23 protein-coding genes and 1 rRNA gene are annotated in these 26,076 nt (G+C 72.9%); 6 read left to right on the forward strand and 18 right to left on the reverse strand.

Features of this window, described 5'->3' with window-relative positions; translation table 11 throughout:
• Positions 1 to 35 precede the first annotated feature (35 nt).
• Positions 36 to 1,274 (forward strand): DUF2637 domain-containing protein, encoded by a 1,239-nt coding sequence (locus ACIQKA_RS21270; RefSeq protein WP_383157465.1) that lies wholly within the window; start codon positions 36 to 38, stop codon positions 1,272 to 1,274.
• A 135-nt stretch (positions 1,275 to 1,409) separates the two neighbouring features.
• Here ACIQKA_RS21270 and lysS read toward each other — a convergent pair whose 3' ends face one another.
• Positions 1,410 to 3,134 (reverse strand): lysine--tRNA ligase, encoded by a 1,725-nt coding sequence (lysS, locus tag ACIQKA_RS21275; protein WP_383157467.1) that lies wholly within the window; start codon positions 3,132 to 3,134, stop codon positions 1,410 to 1,412.
• Between the two features lie 251 nt (positions 3,135 to 3,385).
• On the opposite strand from lysS, the gene argS reads away from it, so the two are divergent.
• The gene (gene argS / locus ACIQKA_RS21280) at positions 3,386 to 5,176 is read left to right on the forward strand and encodes an arginine--tRNA ligase (protein ID WP_383157470.1); all 1,791 of its coding nucleotides are present in this window, start codon (positions 3,386 to 3,388) and stop codon (positions 5,174 to 5,176) included.
• Positions 5,177 to 5,248: 72 nt separating this feature from the next.
• Here argS and ACIQKA_RS21285 read toward each other — a convergent pair whose 3' ends face one another.
• On the reverse strand, positions 5,249 to 6,739 hold the full coding sequence (locus ACIQKA_RS21285; RefSeq protein ID WP_402541952.1) for a helix-turn-helix domain-containing protein: 1,491 nt from the start codon (positions 6,737 to 6,739) through the stop codon (positions 5,249 to 5,251).
• A 236-nt stretch (positions 6,740 to 6,975) separates the two neighbouring features.
• Between ACIQKA_RS21285 and ACIQKA_RS21290 the strand changes: the two genes are divergently transcribed.
• Positions 6,976 to 7,731 carry a DUF4232 domain-containing protein gene (locus ACIQKA_RS21290; RefSeq protein WP_402541953.1) on the forward strand — a complete coding sequence of 252 codons (756 nt, stop codon included), beginning with the start codon at positions 6,976 to 6,978 and terminating at the stop codon, positions 7,729 to 7,731.
• Positions 7,732 to 7,803: 72 nt separating this feature from the next.
• On the opposite strand, the gene ACIQKA_RS21295 is transcribed toward ACIQKA_RS21290, so the two are convergent.
• The 7 genes from ACIQKA_RS21295 to ACIQKA_RS21325 all read right to left on the reverse strand — a co-directional run bounded on the left by ACIQKA_RS21295 (position 7,804) and on the right by ACIQKA_RS21325 (position 14,788).
• Positions 7,804 to 8,076: a DUF1876 domain-containing protein gene (locus ACIQKA_RS21295; RefSeq protein WP_383157477.1), complete on the reverse strand. Its 273-nt coding sequence runs from the start codon at positions 8,074 to 8,076 to the stop codon at positions 7,804 to 7,806.
• Positions 8,077 to 8,313: 237 nt separating this feature from the next.
• Positions 8,314 to 9,315, reverse strand: coding sequence for a porphobilinogen synthase (hemB, locus tag ACIQKA_RS21300; RefSeq protein ID WP_402541955.1), 1,002 nt, complete (start codon positions 9,313 to 9,315; stop codon positions 8,314 to 8,316).
• Between the two features lie 122 nt (positions 9,316 to 9,437).
• Positions 9,438 to 11,108 (reverse strand): uroporphyrinogen-III synthase, encoded by a 1,671-nt coding sequence (locus tag ACIQKA_RS21305; protein ID WP_383157481.1) that lies wholly within the window; start codon positions 11,106 to 11,108, stop codon positions 9,438 to 9,440.
• Entirely contained in the window at positions 11,105 to 12,091 is a 987-nt protein-coding gene (hemC, locus tag ACIQKA_RS21310; protein ID WP_383157483.1) for a hydroxymethylbilane synthase, read from the reverse strand. Before hemC ends, ACIQKA_RS21305 begins: the two co-directional genes overlap by 4 nt.
• On the reverse strand, positions 12,088 to 13,443 hold the full coding sequence (locus ACIQKA_RS21315; RefSeq protein WP_383157486.1) for a glutamyl-tRNA reductase: 1,356 nt from the start codon (positions 13,441 to 13,443) through the stop codon (positions 12,088 to 12,090). Before ACIQKA_RS21315 ends, hemC begins: the two co-directional genes overlap by 4 nt.
• Positions 13,440 to 14,237 carry a redox-sensing transcriptional repressor Rex gene (locus tag ACIQKA_RS21320; RefSeq protein WP_383157488.1) on the reverse strand — a complete coding sequence of 266 codons (798 nt, stop codon included), beginning with the start codon at positions 14,235 to 14,237 and terminating at the stop codon, positions 13,440 to 13,442. Before ACIQKA_RS21320 ends, ACIQKA_RS21315 begins: the two co-directional genes overlap by 4 nt.
• A gap of 272 nt (positions 14,238 to 14,509) precedes the next feature.
• Complete coding sequence (locus tag ACIQKA_RS21325; protein WP_383157490.1) at positions 14,510 to 14,788, reverse strand: glutaredoxin family protein; 279 nt, start codon at positions 14,786 to 14,788, stop codon at positions 14,510 to 14,512.
• A gap of 182 nt (positions 14,789 to 14,970) precedes the next feature.
• Between ACIQKA_RS21325 and ACIQKA_RS21330 the strand changes: the two genes are divergently transcribed.
• The 3 genes from ACIQKA_RS21330 (at position 14,971) to ACIQKA_RS21340 (ending at position 18,772) form a co-directional block, all read left to right on the forward strand.
• Positions 14,971 to 15,912 (forward strand): HAD family hydrolase, encoded by a 942-nt coding sequence (locus ACIQKA_RS21330; RefSeq protein ID WP_383157492.1) that lies wholly within the window; start codon positions 14,971 to 14,973, stop codon positions 15,910 to 15,912.
• 501 nt (positions 15,913 to 16,413) lie between these two features.
• Complete coding sequence (locus ACIQKA_RS21335) at positions 16,414 to 17,199, forward strand: ECF subfamily RNA polymerase sigma factor, BldN family (RefSeq protein WP_383157495.1); 786 nt, start codon at positions 16,414 to 16,416, stop codon at positions 17,197 to 17,199.
• 319 nt (positions 17,200 to 17,518) lie between these two features.
• Positions 17,519 to 18,772, forward strand: coding sequence for a DUF5667 domain-containing protein (locus tag ACIQKA_RS21340; protein WP_383157497.1), 1,254 nt, complete (start codon positions 17,519 to 17,521; stop codon positions 18,770 to 18,772).
• 228 nt (positions 18,773 to 19,000) lie between these two features.
• Here ACIQKA_RS21340 and ACIQKA_RS21345 read toward each other — a convergent pair whose 3' ends face one another.
• The 9 genes from ACIQKA_RS21345 to rrf all read right to left on the reverse strand — a co-directional run.
• Entirely contained in the window at positions 19,001 to 20,029 is a 1,029-nt protein-coding gene (locus tag ACIQKA_RS21345; RefSeq protein ID WP_390110115.1) for a lysophospholipid acyltransferase family protein, read from the reverse strand.
• A gap of 15 nt (positions 20,030 to 20,044) precedes the next feature.
• Entirely contained in the window at positions 20,045 to 21,121 is a 1,077-nt protein-coding gene (locus tag ACIQKA_RS21350; RefSeq protein WP_383157501.1) for an NAD-dependent epimerase/dehydratase family protein, read from the reverse strand.
• A gap of 183 nt (positions 21,122 to 21,304) precedes the next feature.
• A complete protein-coding gene (locus tag ACIQKA_RS21355; RefSeq protein WP_003948845.1) occupies positions 21,305 to 21,403 on the reverse strand; it encodes a 30S ribosomal protein bS22 in 99 nt (32 codons plus the stop codon).
• Positions 21,404 to 21,597: 194 nt separating this feature from the next.
• Positions 21,598 to 21,807: a helix-turn-helix domain-containing protein gene (locus tag ACIQKA_RS21360; protein ID WP_030219271.1), complete on the reverse strand. Its 210-nt coding sequence runs from the start codon at positions 21,805 to 21,807 to the stop codon at positions 21,598 to 21,600.
• A gap of 127 nt (positions 21,808 to 21,934) precedes the next feature.
• Positions 21,935 to 22,750 carry a phosphatase gene (locus ACIQKA_RS21365; protein WP_383430836.1) on the reverse strand — a complete coding sequence of 272 codons (816 nt, stop codon included), beginning with the start codon at positions 22,748 to 22,750 and terminating at the stop codon, positions 21,935 to 21,937.
• A gap of 103 nt (positions 22,751 to 22,853) precedes the next feature.
• Entirely contained in the window at positions 22,854 to 24,029 is a 1,176-nt protein-coding gene (locus tag ACIQKA_RS21370) for an acetoin utilization protein AcuC (RefSeq protein ID WP_383157506.1), read from the reverse strand.
• Positions 23,998 to 25,200, reverse strand: coding sequence for an MFS transporter (locus ACIQKA_RS21375; RefSeq protein WP_383157508.1), 1,203 nt, complete (start codon positions 25,198 to 25,200; stop codon positions 23,998 to 24,000). The genes ACIQKA_RS21370 and ACIQKA_RS21375 overlap by 32 nt, the downstream gene beginning before the upstream one ends.
• Before the next feature lie 56 nt (positions 25,201 to 25,256).
• Complete coding sequence (locus tag ACIQKA_RS21380) at positions 25,257 to 25,904, reverse strand: HAD family hydrolase (protein WP_383157511.1); 648 nt, start codon at positions 25,902 to 25,904, stop codon at positions 25,257 to 25,259.
• A gap of 78 nt (positions 25,905 to 25,982) precedes the next feature.
• A 5S ribosomal RNA gene (rrf, locus tag ACIQKA_RS21385) occupies positions 25,983 to 26,076 on the reverse strand; the annotation flags it as partial.

The raw sequence follows: 26,076 nt of genomic DNA on the forward strand, positions 1-26,076 counted from the left end.
ATGTCGATCGACGGGAGGGGTCGCGGGTGGCCGCGATGCAGCTGACACGCACACACCGGGTACTCATCGGCCTCGTCATCGCCGGCGCGCTGATCATCGCGGGGATCGGTTTCGCGGGTTCGTACGCCGCGGTGCGCGAGCTCGCGGTGCACAAGGGTTTCGGCACCTTCTCGTACTTCTTCCCGATCGGCATCGACGCGGGCATCTGTGTGCTGCTCGCGCTCGACCTGCTGCTGACGTGGCTGCGGATCCCGTTCCCGCTGCTGCGGCAGACGGCGTGGGTGCTCACGGCGGCGACCATCGCGTTCAACGGCGCGGCGGCCTGGCCGGACCCGCTGGGCGTGGGCATGCACGCGGTGATCCCGGTGCTGTTCGTGGTGGCCGTGGAGGCGGCGCGGCACGCGGTGGGCCGGATCGCGGACATCACGGCGGACAAGCACATGGAGGGGGTGCGGCTGACGCGGTGGCTGCTGTCGCCGATACCGACCTTCCGGCTGTGGCGTCGGATGAAGCTGTGGGAGCTGCGTTCGTACGAGCAGGTCATCAAGCTGGAGCAGGAGCGGATGATCTACCAGGCCCGGTTGCAGGCCCGGTTCGGGCGGAACTGGCGGCGGAAGGCTCCGGTGGAGGCGCTGATGCCGCTGCGCCTGGCGCGGTACGGGGTGCCGTTGGCGGAGACGGCCGCGGCGGGTCTGGCGGCGGCGGGGATCGAGCCGGCGGTGCTGCCCGCGCAGCAGGGCCAGGTGTACGAGCAGTCCCAGCAGCCTCAGTTGCCCCAGTCGTCCCAGCCGCCCGTGGCGCCGCAGACGGTGCCGCAGCAGCTTCCGCAGCAGGCGGGGGGCCTGCCGCAGGGGGACGTCGCGATCGTGCCCGTGAACCACGAGAGTCCGTGGTTCGACACGCAGAAGGTGTCCACGGAGGCGTACGAGGGGACGTACAACCCCCAGATCGTGGAGGGCCTGGAGCCGACGCCGGTGCCGGTGCCGCAGGGGCCGGAGGACATTCCGGCGCCGGGTCCCGAGGGGTTCGTGGAGTATCCGGAGTACGTGGAGGAGGCGGACCAGCAGGTCGGTCAGCTCCGCGAGGTCGTCCACAAGCTCACGTGGGCGTACGCCGTGGAGCACGAGAGCTTCCCGGAGGACGCGGAGCTGGCGCGTCAGGTGGCCGAGTACTACGGCGTCCAGCAGTTCCACGACCCCGAGCTGCTCCAGCGGCTGGTTCCCGGGGTGCAGGAGGAGATCCGCCAGGCGATGGTCGCGCGGCACACGCCCTGACCCGTACGCGGCACGTGAGCACGTGAGCACGTGAGCACGTGAGCACGTGAGCACGTGAGCACGTGAAACATCTGAGCACGTGAAAGGGGCCGCCGCCCGGAGAGCATCCGGGCGGCGGCCCCTTTTCGGTGTGCGTCAGGCGCCGAGGAGCTTCCTCACCCGGTCCGCGCCGACGGCGAGGAGGAGGGTGGGGAGGCGGGGGCCGGTCTCGCGGCTCACGAGGAGCCTGTAGAGCAGGGCGAAGAAGGCGCGCTGGGCGAGCTTGAGCTCGGGCGTGGGCTTGGCCTCGGGGTCGAGTCCGGCCATGACCTTCGGGACGCCGTAGACGAGGGTGGTCAGCCCGTCGAGCGACCAGTGGGTGTCGAGGCCGTCCAGGAGGAGGCGGAGCGACTCGCGGCCCTCGTCGTCGAGCGAGCCGAGGAGTTCGGCGTCGGGCTCGGCGCGGACGACGGTGCGCTGGTCGGCCGGGACCTGGTTGGTGATCCAGTTCTCGGCGCGGTCGAGGCGGGGCCGGACCTCGTCGAGGGAGGCGACGGGGTTCTCGGGGTCGAGTTCGGTGAGGATCCGCAGGGTCTGCTCGTCGTGTCCGGCGGTGATGTCCATGACCGAGGCCAGGGTCCGGTACGGGAGCGGGCGCGGGGTGCGGGGGAGTTCGCCGGCGGCGGTGCGGGCGGCGCGGGAGTGGGCGGCGGCGTCGGCGGGCAGGACGGTGCCGTCGGCGACCTTGGCCTCCAGCTTGTCCCACTCGTCGTAGAGGCGCTGGATCTCCTGGTCGAAGGCGATCTTGAAGGACTGGTTGGGCCGGCGGCGGGCGTAGAGCCAGCGCAGCAGGGGCGCTTCCATGATCTTCAGGGCGTCGGCGGGGGTGGGGACGCCGCCGCGGGAGGAGGACATCTTGGCCATGCCGCTGATGCCGACGAAGGCGTACATGGGGCCGATGGGCTGGACGCCGTCGAAGATCTCGCGGACGATCTGGCCGCCGACGACGAAGGAGGAGCCGGGCGAGGAGTGGTCGACGCCGGAGGGCTCGAAGATCACGCCCTCGTAGGCCCAGCGCATGGGCCAGTCGACCTTCCAGACCAGCTTGCCGCGGTTGAACTCGCTGAGCTTGACGGTCTCGGCGAAGCCGCAGGCCGTGCAGGTGTAGGCGAGTTCGGTGGTGTCGTCGTCGTAGGAGGTGACGGTGGTGAGGTCCTTCTCGCAGCGCCCGCAGTAGGGCTTGTACGGGAAGTAGCCGGCGTCGCCGCCGGAGCCGTCGTCCTCCGCGGCCGCGCCGGAGCCCTCCTCGGCTTCGAGCTCGGCCTCGTCGAGGGGCTTCTGGGACTGCTTCTTGGGCGTCTTCTTGGTGCGGTACTGGTCGAGGATGGCGTCGATGGCGGCACGGTTCCTCATGGCGTGCAGGATCTGCTCGCGGTAGGTGCCGGCGGTGTACTGCTCGGTCTGGCTGATCGGGTCGTACTCGACGCCGAGCTCGGCCAGGGACTCGACCATGGCGGCCTTGAAGTGCTCGGCCCAGTTGGCGTGGGGCGAGCCGGCGGGGGCCGGGACGGAGGTCAGCGGCTTGCCGATGTGCTCGGCCCAGGTCTCGTCGACGCCCTCGACGCCGTTCGGGACCTTGCGGTAGCGGTCGTAGTCGTCCCAGGAGACGAGGTGGCGGACGGTGTGTCCGCGGCGGCGGATCTCGTCGGCGACCAGGTGCGGGGTCATGACCTCGCGGAGGTTGCCGAGGTGGATCGGGCCGGAGGGGGAGAGTCCGGAGGCGACGACGACCGGTTTGCCAGGCGCACGTCGCTCCGACTCGGCGATGACCTCGTCCGCGAAACGGGAGACCCAGTCGGTCTCGGTGCTGCTCTGAGCCACGGTCGGTACGTCCTTCTTTCCGGAATTCCTCGGCGCCTTGCGTCAGGCCCTACGTCTGTCATTGTCCCAGACGGAACGACGGGCCCCGGGGTTGTCCACAGGTGCGGGTCGTCCACAGGCGCGGGTCGTCCACGGCCCGGGTTCTCCGCGGGTCCGGCTCGTCCACAGGCGGAGAAAACACGTTGCTCTCCCGTGGGACACTTGACAAGCGAAATAGACCACCGGACACCTCTCGACGGAAACGGAAGCTCATGGCCTCGGTCCCTTCCCTCGCTTCGACCGTGCAGCAGCGCCTCGCGGACGGACTCTCGGCTGCCCTGCCGGAGGCCGCGTCCGCCGACCCGCTGCTGCGACGTAGCGACCGGGCCGACTTCCAGGCGAACGGCATCCTGGCCCTCGCCAAGCGGCTGAAGGGCAATCCGCGCGAGCTGGCGACGCAGGTCGTCGAGGCGATTCCGGCGAACGACGTCCTGAAGGAGGTCGAGGTCTCGGGCCCCGGCTTCCTGAACATCACGGTCACCGACGCGGCGATCGTGGAGACCCTGGCGGCCCGTGCCGCCGACGCGCGGCTCGGCGTGCCGTTCAACGAGTCGGCGGGCACGACGGTGATCGACTACGCGCAGCCGAACGTGGCGAAGGAGATGCACGTCGGCCACCTGCGGTCCGCGGTGATCGGCGCGGCGATGGTCGAGATCCTGGAGTTCACCGGCGAGACGGTGGTCCGGCGCCACCACATCGGCGACTGGGGCACTCAGTTCGGCATGCTCATCCAGTACCTGATCGAGCACCCGCACGAGCTGGACCACTCCTCGGAGTCCGAGGTGTCGGGCGAGGAGGCGATGTCCAACCTGAACAGGCTGTACAAGGCGTCGCGCGTCCTGTTCGACTCGGACGAGGGCTTCAAGACGCGGGCCCGCGCGCGCGTGGTGGACCTCCAGGCCGGTGACGAGGAGACGCTCGCGCTCTGGCAGCGGTTCGTGGACGAGTCGAAGATCTACTTCTACTCGGTCTTCGACAAGCTGGACATGGACATCCGGGACACCGACGTGGTCGGCGAGTCCGGTTACAACGACATGCTCGTGGAGACCTGCCGGATCCTGGAGGAGTCGGGCGTCGCGGTCCGCTCCGAGGGCGCGCTGTGCGTGTTCTTCGACGACGTGAAGGGCCCGGACGGCAACCCGGTGCCGCTGATCGTGCAGAAGTCGGACGGCGGCTTCGGGTACGCGGCGACGGACCTGTCGGCGATCCGGGACCGGGTGCGGAACCTGAAGGCGACGTCCCTGCTCTACGTGGTGGACGCGCGGCAGTCCCTGCACTTCAAGATGGTGTTCGAGACGGCCCGCCGGGCGGGCTGGCTGAACGACGAGGTGAAGGCGCACCAGCTGGCCTTCGGCACGGTCCTGGGCAAGGACGGCAAGCCGTTCAAGACCCGTGAGGGCGAGACGGTCCGGCTGGTGGACCTGCTCGACGAGGCCGTGGACCGGGCGACGGAGGTCGTCCGCGAGAAGGAGGAGGCCTACCGGGAGAAGACCGGGCAGTCGCTCCTGACCGAGGCGGAGATCGTCGAGAACGGGCAGTACGTGGGCATCGGCGCGGTGAAGTACGCCGACCTGTCGACGTCGGCCGCGCGGGACTACAAGTTCGACCTGGACCAGATGGTGTCGCTGAACGGCGACACGTCGGTGTACCTCCAGTACGCGTACGCGCGGGTCAGGTCGATCTTCGGCAAGGCGGGCGACCGCACCCCGGTCGCCCACCCGGAGCTGGAGCTCGCCCCGGCGGAGCGCGCGCTCGGCCTGCACCTGGACGGGTTCGCGGAGACGGTGGCGGAGGCGGCCGCGGAGTACGCGCCGCACAAGCTGACCGCGTACCTGTACCAGCTCGCCTCGCTGTACACGACGTTCTACGACCAGTGCCCGGTGATCAAGCCGGAGCCGGCGCGGGAGGTCGCGGAGAACCGGCTGTTCCTCTGCGACCTGACGGCCCGCACGCTCCACCGGGGCATGGCGCTCCTGGGCATCCGGACGCCCGAGCGGCTCTGATCCACCGGGGGGCTCCGGCCCTCCGCGCCCCGACGGGCACTTCTCGCTCCGCGAGAGGTGCCCGTTCCGCGTTCAGCCCCCTTCGTCCGCGCGCCATTCGCCCGGGTCGACCCACCAGATGTACGAGGGGCGTCCGGCGGTCGCGCTGGTGCGGAAGGGACGGCCGCCGTCGTCGACCCGGACCGTGCCCCTGCGGTCGCCGCTGCTCCACTCGACCTCCAGGTACCAGCTGACGTCGTGCGCCGTGGTGGTCACGTCGAAGCGGAGGACCTGGGGGTCGTCGGAGGCGACCTTGTAGGGGAAGTCCTTGGCGGGGACGACGACGTCGCCGTTCCGGCCGGCGACCGGGCGGACGCCGGGCTGGGCGCGGTCGAGGTCCACGGCGAACGTCTGCGGGACGACGCCGCTGCCGCAGCCCTCGCCCATCGAGAACGCCGACCAGGGCAGCGCGGCGGAGCGCCCCACCACCCGGACGTTGATCCTGTTGATCACCACGGAGTCGGCCGTGCGGCCGGTGGCGGTGAGTTCGAGGCGCATCCCGCCGCCGTCCACCGCGCCGAGCGACCGCGCCCAGCCCCGGTGGTCCTGGGGCGGGGGCGGCGGGGGAACGGTGCCGGGGTCGCGGTCGAGCAGGTAGTACTGGCCGCAGGGATGCTCCCAGTTGTACGAGCTGACGCCGACGCGCAGCGGGACGCCGGTCGCGGGCGCGCCGGACCGCGAGGCGGTCGGCGACGGGTTCCGCGAAGGGGCCGGGGAGGACGGGGCTCCCTTGCCGTCGGACGGCCCGGACGGGGAACCGGTCGGAGTGCCGGTCGGGTTCGGGGTCGGAGTCGCGGCCGAGGACGAGGCGGGGCCGGGGCGTACGGGGAGGGCGCCGCCGGTCGCCGGACCGGACGGGACGGGCACCGGCGCCGCCCGCTCCGGCCGTCCCCCGCCGTCGCCGCCGGACGCGAACACGGCGACCGGCACGGCCACCGCGACGACCACGGCGGCGGCGAGCGCGACGAGCACGCGGCGGCGGCGCGCACCGCCGCTCCGGTCGTCGGGCCGGCCGGGGACGCCGGGGGGCCCGGGCACTTCGGCCACGTCGGGTGCGTCAGACGTGCCGGGTGCGCCGGGTGCACCCGACAGGTCTCCCGCCCCGGGCCCCGCACTCGCGTCCGTAACGATCACGGACCCCGGCGCCGGATCCGCCTCCGGCACCGACCGCCGCTCCGGCTCCGGCTCCCGCCCTCGCCCCCGCTCCGGCTCCGGCTCCGGCTCCGGCTCCGGCTCAACCGTCCTCACCGCCGCGGCCGCCGAGCGGCTCCGCGTCCGCGCGTCGTCCGCGACGATCCAGCGTCGGTGCAGCTCGATCAGTTCCTCGCGTTCGGCCCCGCAGAGGCGGGCGAACCGCTCGGCCACCGCGAACTCGGCCGGTACGGCGTCGCCGTTGCAGTAGCGGTGCAGGGTCGAGGTGCTGACGTGCAGCCGTCCGGCGAGCACCCCGTAACTGCGCCCCGAGCGTTCCTTGAGCTGCCGCAGCAGCGTGCCCAACTCCTGGGCCTCCGGTGTGGTCGCCACCGTGCCCCTCCCCGTGTTCGGTGCCTTCGCGTCCCGGAACGGCGTTCCAGGCACGGTCCGTTCCCGCTGGTCACCGTACCCGTGAGCGTTCCGGCGTCCCTCATGGCCCGTCCGGCGTTGCGGCCGGAATGCGCCGCCCCGCAATCTGGGACCACGCCGCACGGCACCGGTCGAACGGGCAGTGCGGCAGCAGGAGACCGACCGAAAAGCAACGACACCACGGGGGTTCCACCACCATGCGCACACAACGCGTCCGCGTCGCCGCCGCGGCGGCCGTCACCGCCGCCGCCCTCTCCCTCACCGCCTGCCAGGGCTCGGCGGACGGAACGAGGGACGAGGGCCGGGCCTCGTCCACGACCACCACCGCACCGGCGGCCGCCGCGCCGACGCCCACGCAGGCCCCGACCTCGGCGCCCGCTTCCGAGCCGGACGCACCGGACGCGCCGACGGGCACGGACTCCTCCGGCAACAGGAGCACCTCCCCGCAGGGCTCCCCCGGCGCCACTCCCGCCCCCGCCCCCGGCAAGAACGGCGGAAAGGGCGAGGGCGACGGCGGGAAGGACGCCGCCGACCGGCCGTGCGACGCGTCGGCCGTGCGGGTCGTCTACAGCCCGGTGAGCCGCCCGCTCAACCACGCGCTGCTCACCGTCACCAACACCGGCCGGACGGCGTGCAACGCCTACTACGCCCCGGTGCTGCGCCTCGACGACGGGCAGGCGGCGGTCGCGGTGGAGCAGGCGAGCAAGCCGCAGGCGGTCGTCACGCTGTTCCCGGGCGAGAGCGCGTACGCGGCCGTGATCCTGTCGGCGGCCGACGGCAGCGGGCAGCACGGCCGGACGTCGAAGAAGCTGACCGTGTGGTTCGCCCCGCGCGACAACACCGGTTCGGCCGGGGGCCCGGCGGTCCTGAAGCTGCCGGCCGGCACGTACACGGACAGCACCACCCGGGTCACGTACTGGCAGAGCTCGATGGAGGACGCCCTGGGCTTCTGACCCCGGCGCCCGTTCCCCGCCGTCTCCGGTGCGCCGCGTCCCGTTCTCCGGGGCGCGGCGCACCGCCGTGGGTCACCGGATCGAGTGCGAGGTGCGTCCGGAGACCGCGTCGATCTCCGTGTGGGCCTTCTGGAGGAGCTGCGAGGCGAGGTCCATCAGGGCGCGCGCTCCGGCGATCTCCTCGCCGACCCGCAGTTGGTCCGGGTCGGAGGGGTGCCGGTTCGCGGTGCCGTGGGCCCGGAACTCGGTGCCGTCGCCGAGCCGGACCATGGCGGCGGCCCGGGTCCGGTCGCCCTCCTCCTGGAACTCCATCTCCACGTGCCATCCGACCAGGGTGTGCGTCATGAGGACCGCCTCCGGCGAGGTAGGGATGCCTGTCGGCCACCCCTCCAGGGTGCGCCGGTCGGCGTCCCCCCACCAGCCAGGGACGGGGACGGCCGTCGTCCCCTCACCAGCCAGGGACGAGGACGGCCGTCCCCCGGCGACACCGGCCCCCGGCGGCACCGGCCCCGCGGCACCCGCCCCCGGGGCACCGCCTCCCGGGAGCGGCACGCCCCTGCTCCCGGTCCCGGTCCCCCGCCCTCAGTCCCCGCGGCCCAGCTTCTGCGCGACCTCGGTGGCCCAGTACGTCAGGATCATCTGCGCGCCGGCCCGGCGGATGCCGGTGAGGGACTCCAGGATCGCCTTGTCGCGGTCGATCCAGCCCTTCTCGGCGGCGGCCTCGACCATCGCGTACTCGCCGCTGATCTGGTAGGCGGCCACGGGCACGTCCACGGTGGCGGCGACCTTGGCGAGGACGTCGAGGTACGGTCCGGCGGGCTTGACCATGACCATGTCCGCGCCCTCCTCCAGGTCGAGCGCGAGCTCGCGCATCGACTCGCGGAGGTTGGCCGGGTCCTGCTGGTAGGTCTTGCGGTCGCCCTTGAGGGAGGAGCCGACGGCCTCGCGGAAGGGGCCGTAGAAGGCGGAGGAGTACTTCGCGGTGTACGCGAGGATCGCGACGTCCTCCCTGCCGATGGCGTCGAGGGCGTCGCGGACCACGCCGACCTGGCCGTCCATCATTCCGGAGGGGCCGACGACGTGGACGCCGGCGTCGGCCTGGACCTGGGCCATCTCGGCGTAGCGTTCCAGCGTGGCGTCGTTGTCGACCCGTCCCTCGGCGTCCAGAACGCCGCAGTGGCCGTGGTCGGTGAACTCGTCGAGGCACAGGTCGGACATGATCACGAGGTCGTCGCCGACCTCGGACCGCACGTCCCGGATCGCGACCTGGAGGATCCCGTCGGGGTCGGTGCCGGCGGTGCCGGCGCCGTCCTTCTTGGCGTCCTCGGGCACGCCGAAGAGCATGATCCCGGAGACCCCGGCCTCCAGCGCCTCCACGGCGGCCTTCCGCAGGGTGTCGCGCGTGTGCTGCACGACGCCGGGCATGGCCCCGATCGGCACGGGCTCGGTGATCCCCTCGCGCACGAACGCGGGCAGGATCAGGTCGGCGGGATGCAGCCGCGTCTCGGCCACCATCCGCCGCATGGCGGGCGTCGTCCGCAGCCGCCGCGGCCGCGCCCCGGGAAAGGATCCGTACGAGTTCATACGCCCGAGGCTACGCCCGCGCGGACGGTGCACTTGCCGACAGGGTGTTGCCGCGCGGAGCACCCGGGAACGCGAAGGGTGCGGGCCCCGTGAGGGACCCGCACCCCGGCGAACGAGAACCGCTACGTCGTCCGGCGCCGTCTCGCGCCCGGCCGGCGCTCGCTCGGCCGCGTCACCGGGTCGCCCGCCTCCAGGGCGGACTCGCGGCGGCGCGTGCCGAAGTCCGCGAGGGCCTCGGCCAGCTTGTGGACGGATGGCTCGGGCGACAGGACGTCGACCCGCAGGCCGTGCTCCTCCGCCGTCTTGGCGGTGGCGGGGCCGATGCAGGCGATGACCGTGACGTTGTGCGGCTTGCCGGCGATGCCGACGAGGTTTCGCACGGTCGACGACGAAGTGAAGAGGACCGCGTCGAAGCCGCCGCCCTTGATCGCCTCGCGGGTGTCGGCCGGCGGCGGCGAGGCCCGTACGGTCCGGTAGGCGGTGACGTCGTCGACCTCCCACCCGAGCTCGATCAGGCCCGCGACCAGGGTCTCGGTCGCGATGTCGGCGCGCGGCAGGAAGACGCGGTCGATCGGGTCGAAGACCGGGTCGTACGGCGGCCAGTCCTCCAGGAGTCCGGCGGCGGACTGCTCGCCGCTGGGCACCAGGTCGGGCTTGACGCCGAAGTCGACGAGCGCGGCGGCCGTCTGCTCGCCCACCGCGGCGACCTTGATCCCGGCGAAGGCGCGGGCGTCGAGCCCGTACTCCTCGAACTTCTCGCGGACGGCCTTGACGGCGTTGACCGAGGTGAAGGCGATCCACTCGTAGCGGCCGGTGACCAGGCCCTTGACCGCGCGCTCCATCTGCTGAGGGGTGCGCGGCGGCTCGACGGCGATGGTCGGGACCTCGTGCGGCACGGCGCCGTACGAGCGCAGCTGGTCGGAGAGCGAGGCGGCCTGCTCCTTGGTGCGCGGCACGAGGACCCGCCAGCCGAAGAGCGGCTTGGACTCGAACCACGACAGCTGGTCCCGCTGCGCCGGGGCGCTGCGCTCGCCGACCACGGCTATGACCGGCCGGTGGCCCTCGGGCGAGGGGAGGACCTTGCCCTGCTTGAAGACCTGGGCGATGGTGCCGAGGGTGGCGTTCCAGGTCCGCTGGCGGGTGGTGGTGCCGGCGACGGTGACGGTGAGCGGGGTGTCCGGCTTGCGGCCGGCCGCGACCAGTTCGCCGGCGGCGGCGGCCATCGCGTCGAGGGTGGTGGAGACGACGACGGTGCCGTCGGAGGCGCCCACCTCGCTCCAGCACCGCTCGTCGGCGGTGCGGGCGTCGACGAAGCGCACGTCGGTGCCCTGGGCGTCGCGCAGCGGCACGCCGGCGTAGGCGGGGACGCCGACGGCGGTGGCGACGCCGGGGACGACCTCGAAGGGGATGCCCTCAGCGGCGCAGGCGAGCATCTCGGCGCCGGCGTTGCCGTCGAGGCCGGGGTCGCCGGTCACCGCACGGACGACCCGCCTGCCGCCCCTCGCGGCCTCCATGACAAGATTGGCCGCATCCCTCAACACGGGGACACCGGCGGCTGTTGACGCCTCGTCGACGACCGCCAGCTCCGGCGTGCTCACCCCCGCGCGCGCGTGGCCGCGGACGACGTCGAGGACCTCGGGCTCGGCGATCAGGACGTCCGCCCCCGCGAGGGCCTCGACGGCCCGGAGGGTCAGGAGTCCGGGGTCGCCCGGTCCCGCGCCGAGGAACGTGACGTGTCCGTGGCCCGCGAAGGCCGGGGACAGGGGGCTGGTGGTCGGACTGGTGGGGTTCAAAGTGCTCGCTCCCCCATAAGACCGGCCGCACCCTTGGCGAGCATCTCGTCCGCGAGTACGCGTCCGAGCGCCATGGCCTCGTCGTGCGAGGTGGGTACGGGTCCGGTGGTGGACAGCTGCACCAGCGTCGAGCCGTCGGTGGTGCCGACGACGCCGCGCAGGCGCATTTCGGTGACAGCCTGCCCGTGACCGGGGTCGTCGGCCAGCAGGTCGGCGAGCGCACCCACGGGTGCGGAACAGCCGGCCTCCAGGGCGGCGAGCAGGGAGCGCTCGGCGGTCACGGCGACCCGCGTGTGCGGGTCGTCGAGAGCGGCGAGCGCGGCGACGAGTCCGGCGTCGGACGCCGGACACTCGACGGCGAGGGCCCCCTGGCCGGGGGCGGGCAGCACGGAGTCGACCGGGAGGCGGTCGACCGTGAGGGAGCCGGTGAGCTCCTCGGTGCCGCCGATGCGGTTGAGTCCGGCCGCGGCGAGGACCACCGCGTCGAGTTCTCCGCTGCGGACGTAGCCGACGCGGGTGTCGATGTTGCCCCGGATCGGGACGCAGGTGAGCTCCAGGCCGTGGCTGCGCGCGTAGGCGTGCAGCTGGGCCATGCGGCGCGGCGATCCGGTGCCGACCCGGGCACCCCGGGGCAGCCGGTCCAGCGTGATGCCGTCGGGGGCGATCAGCACGTCGCGGGGGTCCTCGCGGCGGGGGATCGCGGCCACGACGAGGTCGGGGTGCGGGGTGGTCGGCAGGTCCTTCAGCGAGTGGACGGCGAAGTCCACCTCGCCGGCGAGCAGCGCGTCGCGCAGGGCGGCGACGAAGACGCCGGTGCCGCCGATCTGCGCGAGGTGCTCGCGGGAGGTGTCCCCGTACGTCGTGATCTCCACGAGCTCGACGGGCCGGCCGGTCAGCTGCCGTACGGCGTCGGCCACGTGCCCGGACTGGGCCATGGCGAGCTTGCTGCGCCTGGTCCCGAGCCTCAGTGCCCTCTCGGTCATACTCGCCCTCGGTTCTTGACGTCGGCGTCATTCAGGTCGGCCCGGCTGACGGCGGCGACCGTCTCCGGGTCGAGGTCGAAGAGTGTCCGCAGCGCGTCCGCGTACCCGGCGCCGCCGGGCTCGCTGGCGAGCTGCTTGACCCGCACGGTCGGCGCGTGCAGGAGCTTGTCGACCACGCGGCGCACGGTCTGGGTGATCTCGGCGCGCTGCTTCTCGTCGAGGCCGGGGAGCCGGCCTTCGAGGCGCGCGACCTCGCTGGTGACCACGTCGGCGGCCATGGCGCGCAGGGCGACGACGGTGGGGGTGATGTGGGCGGCGCGCTGGGCGGCGCCGAAGGCGGCGACCTCGTCGGAGACTATGGCCCGGACCTGGTCGACGTCGGCGGCCATGGGCGCGTCGGCGGAGGCCTCGGCGAGCGATTCGATGTCGACGAGCCGGACGCCGGGGACGCGGTGGGCGGCGGCGTCGATGTCGCGGGGCATGGCGAGGTCGAGCAGGGCGAGGGGTGCCTCGCGGTCCCGCACGGCGTCGGCGACGTCGTCGCCGGTGAGGACGAGTCCGGTGGCTCCGGTGCAGGAGACGACGACGTCGGCGCGGTGCAGTTCGTCGCCGACGGCAACCATCTCGGCCGCGCGTGCGGCGGCTCCCGTGCCGCCGGGCTCGCTCAGGATCCGGGCGAGGCGCTCGGCGCGGGCGAGGGTGCGGTTGGCGACGACGATCTCGGCGACGCCGGAGCGGGCGAGGGTGGCGGCGGCCAGCGAGGACATCGAGCCGGCGCCGATGACGAGGGCCTTCTTGCCCTTGGCCCAGGTCTCGACGTCGGTGCCGTCGGCCAGCTGCTCCAGGCCGAAGGTGACGAGCGACTGTCCGGCGCGGTCGATGCCGGTCTCGCTGTGGGCGCGCTTGCCGACCCGCAGGGCCTGCTGGAAGAGGTCGTTGAGGAGGCGTCCGGCGGTGTGCAGCTCCTGGCCGAGGGCGAGGGCGTCCTTGATCTGGCCGAGGATCTGGCCCTCGCCGACGACCATGGAGTCCAGGCCGCAGGCCACCGAGAAGAGGTGGTGGACGGCCCGGTCCTCGTAGTGCACGTAGAGGTAGGGGGTGAGCTCGTCCAGGCCGACGCCGCTGTGCTGGGCGAGGAGGGTGGACAGCTCGGCGACGCCGGCGTGGAACTTGTCGACGTCGGCGTAGAGCTCGATGCGGTTGCAGGTGGCCAGGACGGTGCCCTCGGTGGCCGGTTCGGCGGCGAGGGTGTCCTGGAGGAGCTTGGTGCGGGTGTCGGCCGGCAGGGCGGCCCGCTCCAGGATGGAGACGGGGGCGCTGCGGTGGCTGAGTCCGACGACGAGGAGGCTCATGCCGGCATCACGGCGGGGACGTCCCCGTCGGGTCCCTTGCGGCTGCCGCCCGTGGCGCCGCGGGGGGCGGGCGGTACGGCGGCGGGCGCGGCGTCGGCGTCCGCGGCGGGGCCGCCGTCGGCCCCGGCCTCCTCGCCGGCCTTGCGCTGCTCGTGGAAGGCGAGGATCTGGAGCTCGATGGAGAGGTCGACCTTGCGCACGTCGACGCCGTCGGGCACGGAGAGGACGGTCGGGGCGAAGTTCAGGATGGAGGTGACGCCGGCGGCCACGAGGCGGTCGCAGACCTGCTGGGCGACGCCCGCGGGGGTGGCGATGACGCCGATGGAGACGCCGTCCTCCTCGATGATCCGTTCGAGGTCGTCACTGTGCTGGACGGGGATGCCGGCGACGGGCCTGCCGGTCATGGCGGGGTCGGCGTCGATCAGCGCGGCGACGCGGAAGCCGCGGGAGGCGAAGCCGCCGTAACCGGCGAGGGCGGCGCCGAGGTTGCCGATGCCGACGATGACGACGGGCCAGTCCTGGGTGAGGCCGAGCTCGCGGGAGATCTGGTAGACGAGGTACTCGACGTCGTAGCCGACCCCGCGGGTGCCGTAGGAGCCGAGGTAGCTGAAGTCCTTGCGCAGCTTCGCGGAGTTGACGCCCGCCGCGGCCGCGAGCTCCTCGGAGGAGACCGTGGGTACGGAGCGCTCCGAGAGCGCGGTCAGCGCGCGCAGATACAGCGGAAGCCGGGCGACGGTGGCCTCGGGAATTCCTCGGCTACGGGTCGCCGGTCGGTGAGTTCGGCCAGTTGCCACGGTGCTCCTGCGGGATGAGCGGGGCTGCAGGCGGCCATATGTCCCAAGACCGCCCCGTCGAATGCAGGCTATGTCTTTGTGAACGCGTGCACAAAGATGGTGTCCGTTTTGTCCGGCCAAAGTGACCGGGGTCACGCGGCCGGTTCCCGCCGTCGCGGAACCGCGGAGGAGCTCGGCGCGTTGAGAACCCGAAGGGGGCAAAACCGCACACTCTCCTCACGACGCCGCCCCCGAAGCCCAACAAAACGTCCATGATGGTAACCGGGTTCCGGTCACGCACCCAGTTCGCGCCGGAGCCGGTCGGCGTCCACCCGCCAGAAGGTGTGCTGCTCCCCGTCGACCAGGACGACGGGGATCTGCTCCCAGTACGCCCGGTACAGCTCCTCGTCGCGGGTGATGTCCTTCTCCTCCCAGGACGCCCCGGTCTCCGCGCACACGGCCTCGACCACCGCCCGCGCGTCGTCGCAGAGATGACATCCCGGCCTGCCGACGAGGGTCACGGTCCGCGCCCCGGCGTCCGCCTTCTTCTTCCGTCCGAACATGGCGCCCATTCTGTCCCGCCGCCGGGACCGGGCCCGCCCGCCGGGGCCGCTTCCGGCCGTCGTCCCCGCCCGCCGGAGCCGCTTCCCGGTCCGTCCGGACGTGATCCGATTAACAAGGGGGTTCCGCACTGTTCACTCCGCGGCATCGTCACAAGTCGGGAAGTACCGAACAGACTGGCTATGCTCACGGCATGGCCGCTCTGGGATGGCTCACCCCTCGTAGGCGCTCCGCCACCGCGCGCAGCGTCCTCGCAGGCGAGGCCGCTGCCGAGGCAGCGCGCAAGACCTCGCTCCAGCTGGAACGGGAGCGGGAGGAGGCCTCGGCCGAACCGCCCGCGGAGCCCGAGTTCCCGGTCGTCGGCGACGTGCGGGCGGCGGCCTTCTTCGACCTCGACAACACCGTGATGCAGGGCGCCGCGATCTTCCACTTCGGCCGCGGCCTGTACAAGCGGAAGTTCTTCCGGCGCAACGAACTCGCCCGCTTCGCCTGGCAGCAGGCCTGGTTCCGGCTCGCCGGCGTCGAGGACCCCGAGCACATGCAGGACGCCCGCGAGAGCGCCCTGTCCATCGTCAAGGGCCACCGGGTCTCCGAGCTGATGAGCATCGGCGAGGAGATCTACGACGAGTACATGGCCGACCGCATCTGGCCCGGGACCCGCGGCCTCGCCCAGGCGCACCTGGACGCGGGCCAGAAGGTGTGGCTCGTCACGGCCGCCCCGGTCGAGACGGCCACGATCATCGCCCGCCGGCTCGGCCTGACCGGCGCGCTCGGCACGGTCGCGGAGTCCGTCGGCGGCGTCTACACCGGCCGGCTGGTCGGCGAGCCCCTGCACGGACCGGCCAAGGCCGAGGCGGTACGGGCGCTCGCCGCCGCCGAGGGCCTGGACCTGGGCCGCTGCGCCGCGTACAGCGACTCGCACAACGACATCCCGATGCTCTCGCTCGTCGGGCACCCGTACGCGATCAACCCGGACGCCAAGCTCCGGAGGCACGCGAAGGAACGGGAGTGGCGGCTGCGCGACTACCGGACCGGGCGCAAGGCCGCCAAGGTCGGCATCCCCGCCGCCGCGGGCCTGGGCGCGCTGGCCGGCGGCACCGCCGCCGCGGTCGCCCTGCACCGCCGCCGCCACTGACCCCGGGGGCCGCCGCCGGCCCCGAAGCGCTCCTGACGGCCCCGTCCGCGACGGGACCCCCGCGCCCGCCGACAAGGCCCCCGCGCCCGCCCTCGCCCCGCCCCCGCCGATACGTTTCGGCTGCGATCATCTGCGACAACCCCGGACCGGGCGCCCTCACCCGTCCGTGGTCGAACAGCACCGCACAGGTCGACTCCCGGGCATTCCCGGCCCCTTACCCCGCAGCGGCCCCGATCACTCGCGCATCTCTCACTTGAGCACAACAGAGCGTGCACGTGATCACATTCGAAAGCAGACCGATCAACAACCAGTCACCAACTGGACCTTGATCCGACTGCAAGCAGTAACAGATACGACGGAACCGGCGATTTCTGCAACTGGGTGTAGCGCCGCCTGTACGAAGCGTTATTCTCCTCAGACGCACAAAGGACCCCTCACGTCGCCACGACGGGTGAACGGTCCCGCACTGCACGTGATGGAAGCTCTGCCTCTGGGAGTCCCGTGTACCCACACGTCGGGGTTGACACCTCGGGCCTGGCTACGCTGCGCGCAACGGTCCTCGACCACTTGCGCGGCTTCGTCCCCACCGCGTACGCCGGCCCCGCCCCCGCTTTCGCCTTCGCCGCACCGGCACCCGTCGGACCTTGCTACGCCCTGGCCGACGGCGGCGCCGCCGTGGGCAGACGCGGCGCCCGTTCCGGCACCTCGACCGCCTCCCGCCGTCCCGCCGCGGACAGCGACAGCGCCCGCATGATGGACCTGGTCGAACGGGCCCAGGCGGGCGAGGCCGAGGCCTTCGGCCGCCTGTACGACCAGTACAGCGACACGGTCTACCGCTACATCTACTACCGCGTCGGCGGGAAGGCGACGGCGGAGGACCTGACCAGCGAGACCTTCCTGCGCGCGCTGCGCCGGATCTCGACCTTCACCTGGCAGGGCCGCGACTTCGGCGCCTGGCTCGTCACCATCGCCAGGAACCTGGTCGCCGACCACTTCAAGTCCAGCCGCTTCCGGCTCGAGGTCACCACCGGCGAGATGCTCGACGCCAACGAGGTGGAACGCAGCCCGGAGGACTCCGTCCTGGAGTCCCTCTCCAACGCCGCCCTCCTCGACGCGGTCCGCCGCCTCAACCCCCAGCAGCAGGAGTGCGTGACCCTGCGCTTCCTCCAGGGCCTCTCGGTCGCCGAGACCGCCCGCGTCATGGGGAAGAACGAGGGGGCGATCAAGACCCTCCAGTACCGGGCGGTCCGCACCCTGGCCCGGCTCCTCCCCGACGACGCCCGCTGACCGGGGGCGCCGGCCGCCGGCCGCGCGGCTCCCCCGCGCACGTCCCACCGTGACCCGCCCCGGTCCGCGGCCCGCCCCCTTCCCCCCACATGCCCCCGACCCCCGTCCAACTCACAGTCGGTGACGCCCCGATGACGCACTGGTCCGATCATCTCTCGCGCGTAACCCAAGTGCCGCGCCGCTCGTTGTGCGGGATGCAGGCTCCCCGTGGTCACGCCCTGCCCGCAGTCACTCACTCTTTCGTGTGGATGCGCTCAAGGTGTGCAACCCTCCGGACACCCCGGGGAGTCGACCGTCATGACGAGAGGAGGTGCCGCCAGTGATCGCGAACGTATCGGCGCACCGGCGGGCGAACGCCTTCGCCCAGGCCCTGGAGGACCGGGCGTCCGAGGGCGCTGCGGCCGAGCAGCCCGAGGCCCCGGCCCCACCGGCCGAACCTGCGGAGCAGGGACGGCTGCTGGCCTTGGCGAACGGACTCGGCGAGCTGCCCAAGCCGCAGCTGGACCCCGAGGTCAAAGTGGTGCAGCGGGCCCAGTTGGTCGCCGCCATGGAAGCGATGCTCATGGAAGGGGGCGCGGCGGCGGGCCCCACGGTCCCCGAGCAGCGGACGTCCACCGGCAAGGGAGCCCACCGGGCGTCCCCGCTCCGGAAGCTCCGCCCCCGTTCCCGCTGGTCCAAGGGGCTCGCCGCCGGCGGCCTCACGGTCGGCGTGGCCGCGGGGGCCTTCGGCGGAGTGGCCGCCGCCAGCTCCGACGCCCTCCCCGGGGACTCGCTCTACGGGCTGAAGCGCGGGATGGAGGACATCAAGCTGGGCATGGCGGACGACGACGCGGACCGCGGCGGCATCTACCTCGACCAGGCCTCCACCCGCCTCAGCGAGGCCCGCCGCCTCATGGAGCGCGGCCGCGCGGGCGACCTCGACCACGAGTCGCTCGCCGAGATCCGCCGCGTCCTGGGCGGGATGAAGCACGACGCCGCCGAGGGCCACCGGCTCCTGCGCCAGGCGTACGAGCGGGACGGCGCCATCGCCCCGATGGCCCGGCTCAACTCCTTCGCCCAGGCCCACCGGGACACCTGGGACGGCCTCCGCGACCGGCTCCCCGTCCAGCTCGCGGACGTCGGCAGCGAGGTCACGCACGTCTTCGACGCCATAGACGAAGAGGTCGAGCCGCTCCAGTCGGTGCTCCCCCGCGTCCCCGAGAGGGGCGCGGTCGGCACCGAGGGTCCGCGCAGCACCCCCAGCACGTCGCAGGACGCCGGGAAGACGGACACCCAGCGGCCGCCGGCCGGCCGGGAGACGCCCTCCTCCGGCAACCCGTCCACCGCGCCCCGCCCGTCGGGACCCGGCACGGACACCGGCCCGGGCACGGACAGCGGCACCACCGCCCCGCCGAAGGACGACGGCCTCATCGGCGGCGGCACCGGCGGCCTGCTCAAGCCCTCCCCGACCGGGACGCCCACGTCCCCGCCGGCGGCGGACCAGCCGGCCCCGGACGTCCCCGACGTCACCATCCCGCCCATCCTGCCGGGCCTGCTTCCGGGCCTCGGCATCGACAGCGAGGACGCTCGCTGACACGAGGAAGGGGCGCCCCCACGGACGGGGGGCGCCCCTTCCTCGTGCACCGGTGCTCCCGCCCCCGGCCAGGGCGCCCGGAAGAACACCGACCTCCGCCGCACCCGCGGCTTGGCCCCTCTCCCTCCGCCCTCCCCGCACTGCTCGGCCCGAGGGGCCCCACAGCCTTCGGAAGGCTGCGCCGGCCTCCGGCCGACGGAGCAGCCCGCAGCCGACATCCTCGTCGCCTCAGAAGAACACCGACCTCCGCTGCACCAGCAGCTTGTACAGCGTGTGCTGGATCTGCTCCCGCACCTGGTCCGTCAGGTTGAACATCAGCATCGGGTCCTCCGCCGCCTCCGGCGCGTACGAGTCCGTCGGGATCGGCTCCCCGAACTGGATCGTCCACTTCGTCGGCAGCGGCAGCGCCCCCAGCGGTCCCAGCCACGGGAAGGTCGGGGTCAGCGGGAAGTACGGCAGGCCCAGGATCCGCGCCAGCGTCCTGGCGTTCCCCACCATGGGGTATATCTCCTCCGCGCCCACGATCGAGCAGGGCACGATCGGCACCCCGGCCCGCAGCGCCGTCGAGACGAACCCGCCCCGCCCGAACCGCTGGAGCTTGTACCGCTCCCCGAAGGGCTTCCCGATCCCCTTGAAGCCCTCCGGCATGACCCCGACGATCTCGCCCGAGCGCAGCAGCCGCTCCGCGTCCTCCGCGCACGCCAGGGTGTGCCCCGCCTTGCGCGCCAGCTCGTTGACGACCGGCAGCACGAAGACCAGGTCCGCCGCGAGCAGCCGCAGGTGACGCCCCGCCGGGTGGTGGTCGTGGACGGCGACCTGCATCATCAACCCGTCCAGCGGCAGCGTCCCCGAGTGGTTGGCGACGATCAGCGCCCCGCCCTCGTCGGGGATGTTCTCGACGCCCTTCACCTCCACCCGGAAGTACTTCTCGTACAGCGGGCGCAGCAGCGACATCAGGACCTGGTCGGTGAGCTCCTCGTCGTAGCCGAACTCGTCGACCTCGTAGTCGCCGGTGATCCGCCGCCGCAGGAACGCGAGTCCGCCCGCGAGCCGCCGCTCCCAGTCGCCCCCGGCGGCCGGCGGCTCCGGGGCGGCGGGCCCGGCCGGCTCCTCCACCGCCGCCCGGGCGCCGGGGAGTTCCGGCTCCTGCGGCCCCGGCAGGGCCCGTACGGCCGCCGCCTCGCCGTCGGCCCGGGCGGACCGCCGGCGCGCCCGTGAGCGGTCGTCGTCGAAGGGAATGACCTTGGCGTCCGCCATCGCAGTCGGGCCTCCTCAGGCGCCGTCGTGAACTGTGGGAGCTCCGGAAGGAGAAGGGGCGGCGGCCGGGACCAGGTGCCCGGCCAGCCGGTCCACCGCCGCCGCCAGCGCCCCGGGCGGCAGCAGCCCCCGTCCCCGGCCGCGCGCGAAGTCCGCGAAGGCCTCCGCCGTGGTGTGCCGGGGCGAGAAGCCGAAGACCTCGCGCGTGTGGACCGTGGAGACGACCCGGCCGTGGGTGAGCAGCCGGATCTGCTCGGGCGCGAAGTCGGTGACCCCGACCGTGCGCAGCGCCGTCCCCACCCAGGTGACCGCCGGGAGGAGCACCGGGACCGTCGGCCGGCCGAGCCGCCGCGCGCACTGGGACAGGAGCAGCACCCCGTCCCCGGCCACGTTGAAGGTGCCGCTGTTCTGGGTGGCCCGCCGCGGCTCGTGCGCCGCGAGCCGCAGGACGTCGATCACGTCGTCCTCGTGGACGAACTGCAGCCGCGGGTCGTAGCCGAGGACGGTCGGCAGGACGGGCAGCGCCAGGTACTCGGTCAGCGGGGAGTCGATCCGGGGGCCCAGGATGTTCGCGAACCTCAGCACGCACACGGCCACGTCCGGACGGCGCCGGGCGAAGCCCCGCACGTATCCCTCGACCTCGACGGCGTCCTTCGCGAAGCCCCCGCTCGGCAGCGCCTTCGCGGGCGTCGTCTCGGTGAAGACGGCCGGGTCGCGCGGCGCGGAGCCGTACACGCTCGTACTGGACTTGACGACGAGGCGCCCGATCCGCGGCGACTTCTGGCAGGCGCCGAGGAGCTGCATGGTGCCGATGACGTTGGTCTCCTTGACCGACGTCCGGCCGCCCCCGCCCAGGGCCGTCCCGGTGACGTCCAGGTGGACCACCGTGTCGACGTCGTGTTCCGCGAGCACCTTCGCGATCTCGGGCCGGCGGATGTCCACCCGTACGAAGTCGGCGGCGCCGAGCTGGTGCGCCGGGTCGACAGCGTCGACCGCGATCACCCGCTCCACCTCGGGGTCCCGCTGGATCCGCCGCACGAAGCGGCCGCCGAGGTGCCGGGCGGCACCGGTGACGAGCACGACCCTGCCCAAGATCAGCGCCTTCCGTCCGTCTTCGGTCTTCCGTGGAACGCTTCCGGTCCCGCCGGGTTCCGCCGGTTCCGTAGGCGCCACCGTAGCGCTTTCAGATTTCCGCGCAATAAAAGACGTGGCCCTCCACCGCGAACGGTGAAGGGCCACGCCCGACGCACTGAATGCTGCGGTGCAGCGGTCGCCTTACTTCTTGTTGCGACGCTGAACGCGCGTGCGCTTGAGCAGCTTGCGGTGCTTCTTCTTCGCCATCCGCTTGCGCCGCTTCTTGATAACAGAGCCCACGACTACCCTCGCTCACTTCTCGGAACATTCCCGCCTCGGCGGGAATCGGTGCGGGGCGTCTGGGCCCACACGACCTACGTCGGCCTAGCCTACCGTCCCGAGCACCTCGCTCGTAATCCGAGGGCAATATCCGGCTCTCCCGGGAGCCGCCCGGGGTCCTCCCGGACTTCTCCCGGCACCGTGCCGCGCGCTCGCTACGCGGTCCCCACCCCCACGTAGGACTCCCGGAGGTACTCGTGCACCGCCTGCTCGGGCACCCGGAAGGACCTGCCCACCCGGATCGCCGGCAGATGACCGCTGTGCACCAAGCGGTACACGGTCATCTTCGAGACGCGCATCACCGAGGCGACTTCCGCCACGGTCAGAAACTTGACCTCGTTGAGAGGTCGATCGCCAGCAGCCATGACCCACCTGTACCTTCCGCCGCGACGCCCACCGGCTTCCCCTCCGGTGACTCTTCGTCGCCGAGCGCTCACGATCCAGAGTAGGGGCGGGTGGTACGAGTGGGGAAGAGGAGCCACCACCGGCCGTTTACCGTGACAGACGCGCGCGATTGAGTACATAGCGCGTCAGCGGGAGGTACGAGGCGGAGCGCACGCCGTCGTCGAGCGGAACCACCGCCGACACCTGCCCCTCCGCCTCCCCGACGAACAGCGCGGGATCGTCCGTGTCGGCGAGCCCGATGGCCTCGATACCCAGCTGACCTGCTCCGCAGACCCATCCGTGGTCCCCGACCACCAGCTCCGGGAGCGGCCCGCCGGAGTCGGCCGCGCTCTCCAGGGCGGCCCTGACCGGTAGCGGCGAATGGCAGTGCGCCCCCGGTGCGCGCCCGCCCCCGGGCGGTCCGGGTTCCCGTACGAACGCCACCCCCCGCGCGTAGTCCAGGAGGTACGTGCGTACGCCGAACCGGGTCGTCATGTCGACACATCTCCCCTGCGCCGGGGTGAGGACAAGACATCCCGCCGCCGACAACGCGTCTGCGAGGACGGCGTAGAAACCGAGCAACCGGTGCGGATGGCCCGTGCCCAGGAGCACCGGAACCCGCCGCGCCGCCGCCGCGCCCAGCCGCGCCGCGAAGGCGTCGAGCCCCCTCAGGGTGCGCTCCGGGTCGATGGCGTCGGGCCCCGACCGGTGCTCCGGATCCCCCGAGACCCCGCACCGGTCGGCCATGAGCCGCAGCAGCCCGGCCTCGTCCCAGTCGCGCACCGGATCGAGCCCGAGCAGCACCCGGGGGTCGCGCGCGGCGAAGAGCCGGTAGCTCCGCAGGTTCTCCTCCCGCGAGGTCGCCACCGCGCCCGCCAACCCCGCCGCCAACAGATGCGCCCGCAGCGCCCCGGTGCTCCACACCCCTCCGATGCTGCCGGAACACGGCCGCCCGGGGACGCGAACCCCCAGGACGCCCCACCGTCGGCGTAACTTCCGGTAGGGGGCTCCCCGGACGGGCGGCGCTTCAGGCCAGCAGGCCCCGCAGCGGGAAGGCGGCCCTGCGGGTCGCGATCACCGCCTGGTCGAGCCGGTCCGCCGGGTCGTACCCCTCGGACCAGTCCCGGAAGGCCACCGGCCACCGGCCGTCCGTCATCCGCGCGGGGCCCGGCTGCCGCGTCCGCGCGTACACCTCGTCCCGCCAGGACGAGGGGATCACCGACCCGGGGTCCACGGGCGCGTGCGCCGCGATCCCCACCAGGTGCGTCCACGACCGGGGCACGACGTCGACCACGGCGTACCCGCCGCCGCCGAGCGCCAGCCACCGGCCCCCGGCGTGCTCGTGCGCCAGCTCGTGACAGGCCTCCTGGACCGCCCGCTGGGCGTCGAGGGAGACCGCCAGGTGGGCGAGCGGGTCCTCGAAGTGCGTGTCCGCCCCGTGCTGCGTCACGAGGACCTGCGGCCGGAAGTCCGCGATCAGCTCCGGCACGACCGCGTGGAAGGCCCGCAGCCACCCCGCGTCCCCGGTCCCGGCCGGCAGCGCCACGTTCACGGCCCCGCCCTCGCCGGCCCCCGGCGCACCGGTCTCCTCCGGCCAGCCGGTCTGCGGGAACAGCGTCCTCGGGTGCTCGTGCAGCGAGACCGTCAGGACCCGCGGGTCCTCCCAGAACGCCGCCTGCACCCCGTCCCCGTGGTGCACGTCCACGTCCACGTACGCCACCCGCTCCGCGCCCAGTTCGAGCAGCCGGGCGATGGCGAGCGAGGCGTCGTTGTAGATGCAGAAGCCGGCCGCCGCCCCGGGCATCGCGTGGTGCAGGCCGCCGGAGAAGTTGACCGCGTGCGCGGCCTCCCCGCGCCAGATCGCCTCCGCCGCCCCCACCGACTGCCCGGCGATCAGCGCCGACACCTCGTGCATCCCGGCGAACGCCGGATCGTCGACCGTGCCGAGACCGTACGCCTGGTCCGCGTGGCGCGGATCGGCCGAAGCCGCCCGCACGGCCGCCACGTAGTCCTCGCGGTGCACGAGCCGCAGCGTCGAGTCCCCGGCCGGCTTCGCCGCGACCACGTCGACCGCCCGATCGAGCCCGTGGGCCCGCACCAGCGACATCGTCAGCGCGAGCCGTACCGGATCCATCGGATGCTCGGACCCGAAGTCGTACTGCGTGACAGCTTCATCCCACATCAACAGTGCGCGGCCGCTCATGCCCGCCACCGTATCGGGCCCCTCGCGGGCCGAACGACGTGGCGTACGCCACCGTCACCAGGACGAGCGCCATCGGCACCAGCATCGCGCCCCGGTAGCTCCACGCGTCCCCGAGCGCCCCCACGAGCGGCGACCCGATCAGGAACCCGACGTAGTTGAAGACGTTGAGCCGCGCCACGGCCGCGTCGCTGTTCCCGGGGAAGAGCCGCCCGGCGGCGGCGAAGGTCTGCGGCACGATGACGCTGAGCCCGAGCCCGAGGAGCGTGAACGCCGCGATCCCCGCCCAGGCGCCCGGCGCCACCGCGACGAGCCCGAACCCGAGCGCCGCGAGCACGGCACCGCCCCGCACGACCGCCGCGGCCCCGAACCGGCTCACCCCGAAGTCCCCGACGGCCCGCCCGAGGAGCGTCGTCACCATGTACGCGTTGTACGGCACGGTCGCCAGCTCCTCGGAACTGCCCAGCACGTCCTGGAGGTACTTGGCGCTCCAGTTGGCGACCGTGGAGTCCCCGATGTACGCGAAGCTCATCACCAGGCAGAGCGGCAGCAGCAGCTTGAACGCGACCCCGGCGCTCCCCTTCTCCGCGCCCTCCTCCCGCGCGGGTCCGCCGCCGCCGGCCGCGTACCACCGGCTGCCGACGAGCGCGAGGGGCAACAGGGCGGCCACGACCGGCAGATAGGACGTGAACAGCGACAGGTGCCAGTGCGCCCCGGCCCAGGCCAGCGAGGCCCCCACGATCCCGCCGAGGCTGTACGCGGCGTGGAAGCCGAGCATGATGCTGCGCCCGTACGCCCGCTGGAGGCTCACGCCGAGCATGTTCATGGACGCGTCCAGCGCGCCCACGGCGACCCCGAAGAGCCCGAGGGCGACGGCGGCCTGCCACAGCTCCGTACCGGCGCCGACGGCGAGCAGGGCGAGGAGGACGAAGGGCTGGGACCAGCGCAGTACTACGGCCGGCCCCACCCGGGCGACGACCTTCTCGGTCGTCACGCTCGCCACTCCGGCGAGGATCGGCACGGCCGCCAAGAAGGCGGGCAGCAGCGCGTCGGATATCCCGTACCGGTCCTGGATCGCGGGTATCCGGGTCACGAGCAGGGCGAAGGTGACCCCCTGCACGAAGAAACCGAACGCCAGGGATCCCCGCCCACGCCGCAACCGCGCATCCGTCATGGCGGCACAGCGTACGGCCGGAAACTACCCCTGGGTAGCCCCGGACGGCAGGGAGATCACATCCCCAGAAGCGCGGGCAGCTCGTCCATCCTCCGGAAGAACCCCTCGGCCCCGGCGAGCTTCTCCTCGGGCGTCATCGCGGTGAACCCGTACACGTCCATCCCGGCGGCCACGGCGGCCCGCACGCCGAGCCGGCTGTCCTCGACGACGACGCACCGCCCGGGCTCGACGCCCATCCGCGCGGCGGCGTGCAGGAAGAGGTCCGGCGCCGGCTTGCCCCGGCCGACGTCCTCGGAGCTGAAGACGTTCTCGTCCCGGAACCAGGCGTCGAGCCCGGTCTTCCGGTGTCCGACCCTGATCCGCTCGTGACTCCCCGAGGAGGCCACGCAGTACGGAACCCCGGCCGCCACCAGCCGCTTCAACACGTCCTCGACGCCGGGCACGGGCTCCAACCCGGCCCGGAACGCGGCGAAGACGCGCGCGTGGAAGACGTCGTCGAAGTCCGCGGGCAGCCGCTGCCCGGTCCGCTCCTCGACCAGGTCGTGCACGCGGTGCATGGCGGACCCCATGTAGTCGCGCAGCGAGTCCTCGTACGAGGTGGGGTGCCCGAGCTCCGTCAGATAGCCGGCCAACAGGGTGTTGGAGATCGGCTCGCTGTCCACCAGCACACCGTCGTTGTCGAAGATGACCAAGTCGTATCGCATGGCACCAGCGTAGAACGCGCCCGGAACGCAAAAATGCCTCAACCCCCGGACGTGGTCCGGGGGTTGAGGCTAAAAATTGTTCGGCGGTGTCCTACTCTCCCACAGGGTCCCCCCTGCAGTACCATCGGCGCTGAAAGGCTTAGCTTCCGGGTTCGGAATGTAACCGGGCGTT

The sequence above is a fragment of the Streptomyces sp. NPDC092045 genome, from assembly GCF_044756005.1.
In the GTDB taxonomy this organism is placed as follows: domain Bacteria; phylum Actinomycetota; class Actinomycetes; order Streptomycetales; family Streptomycetaceae; genus Streptomyces.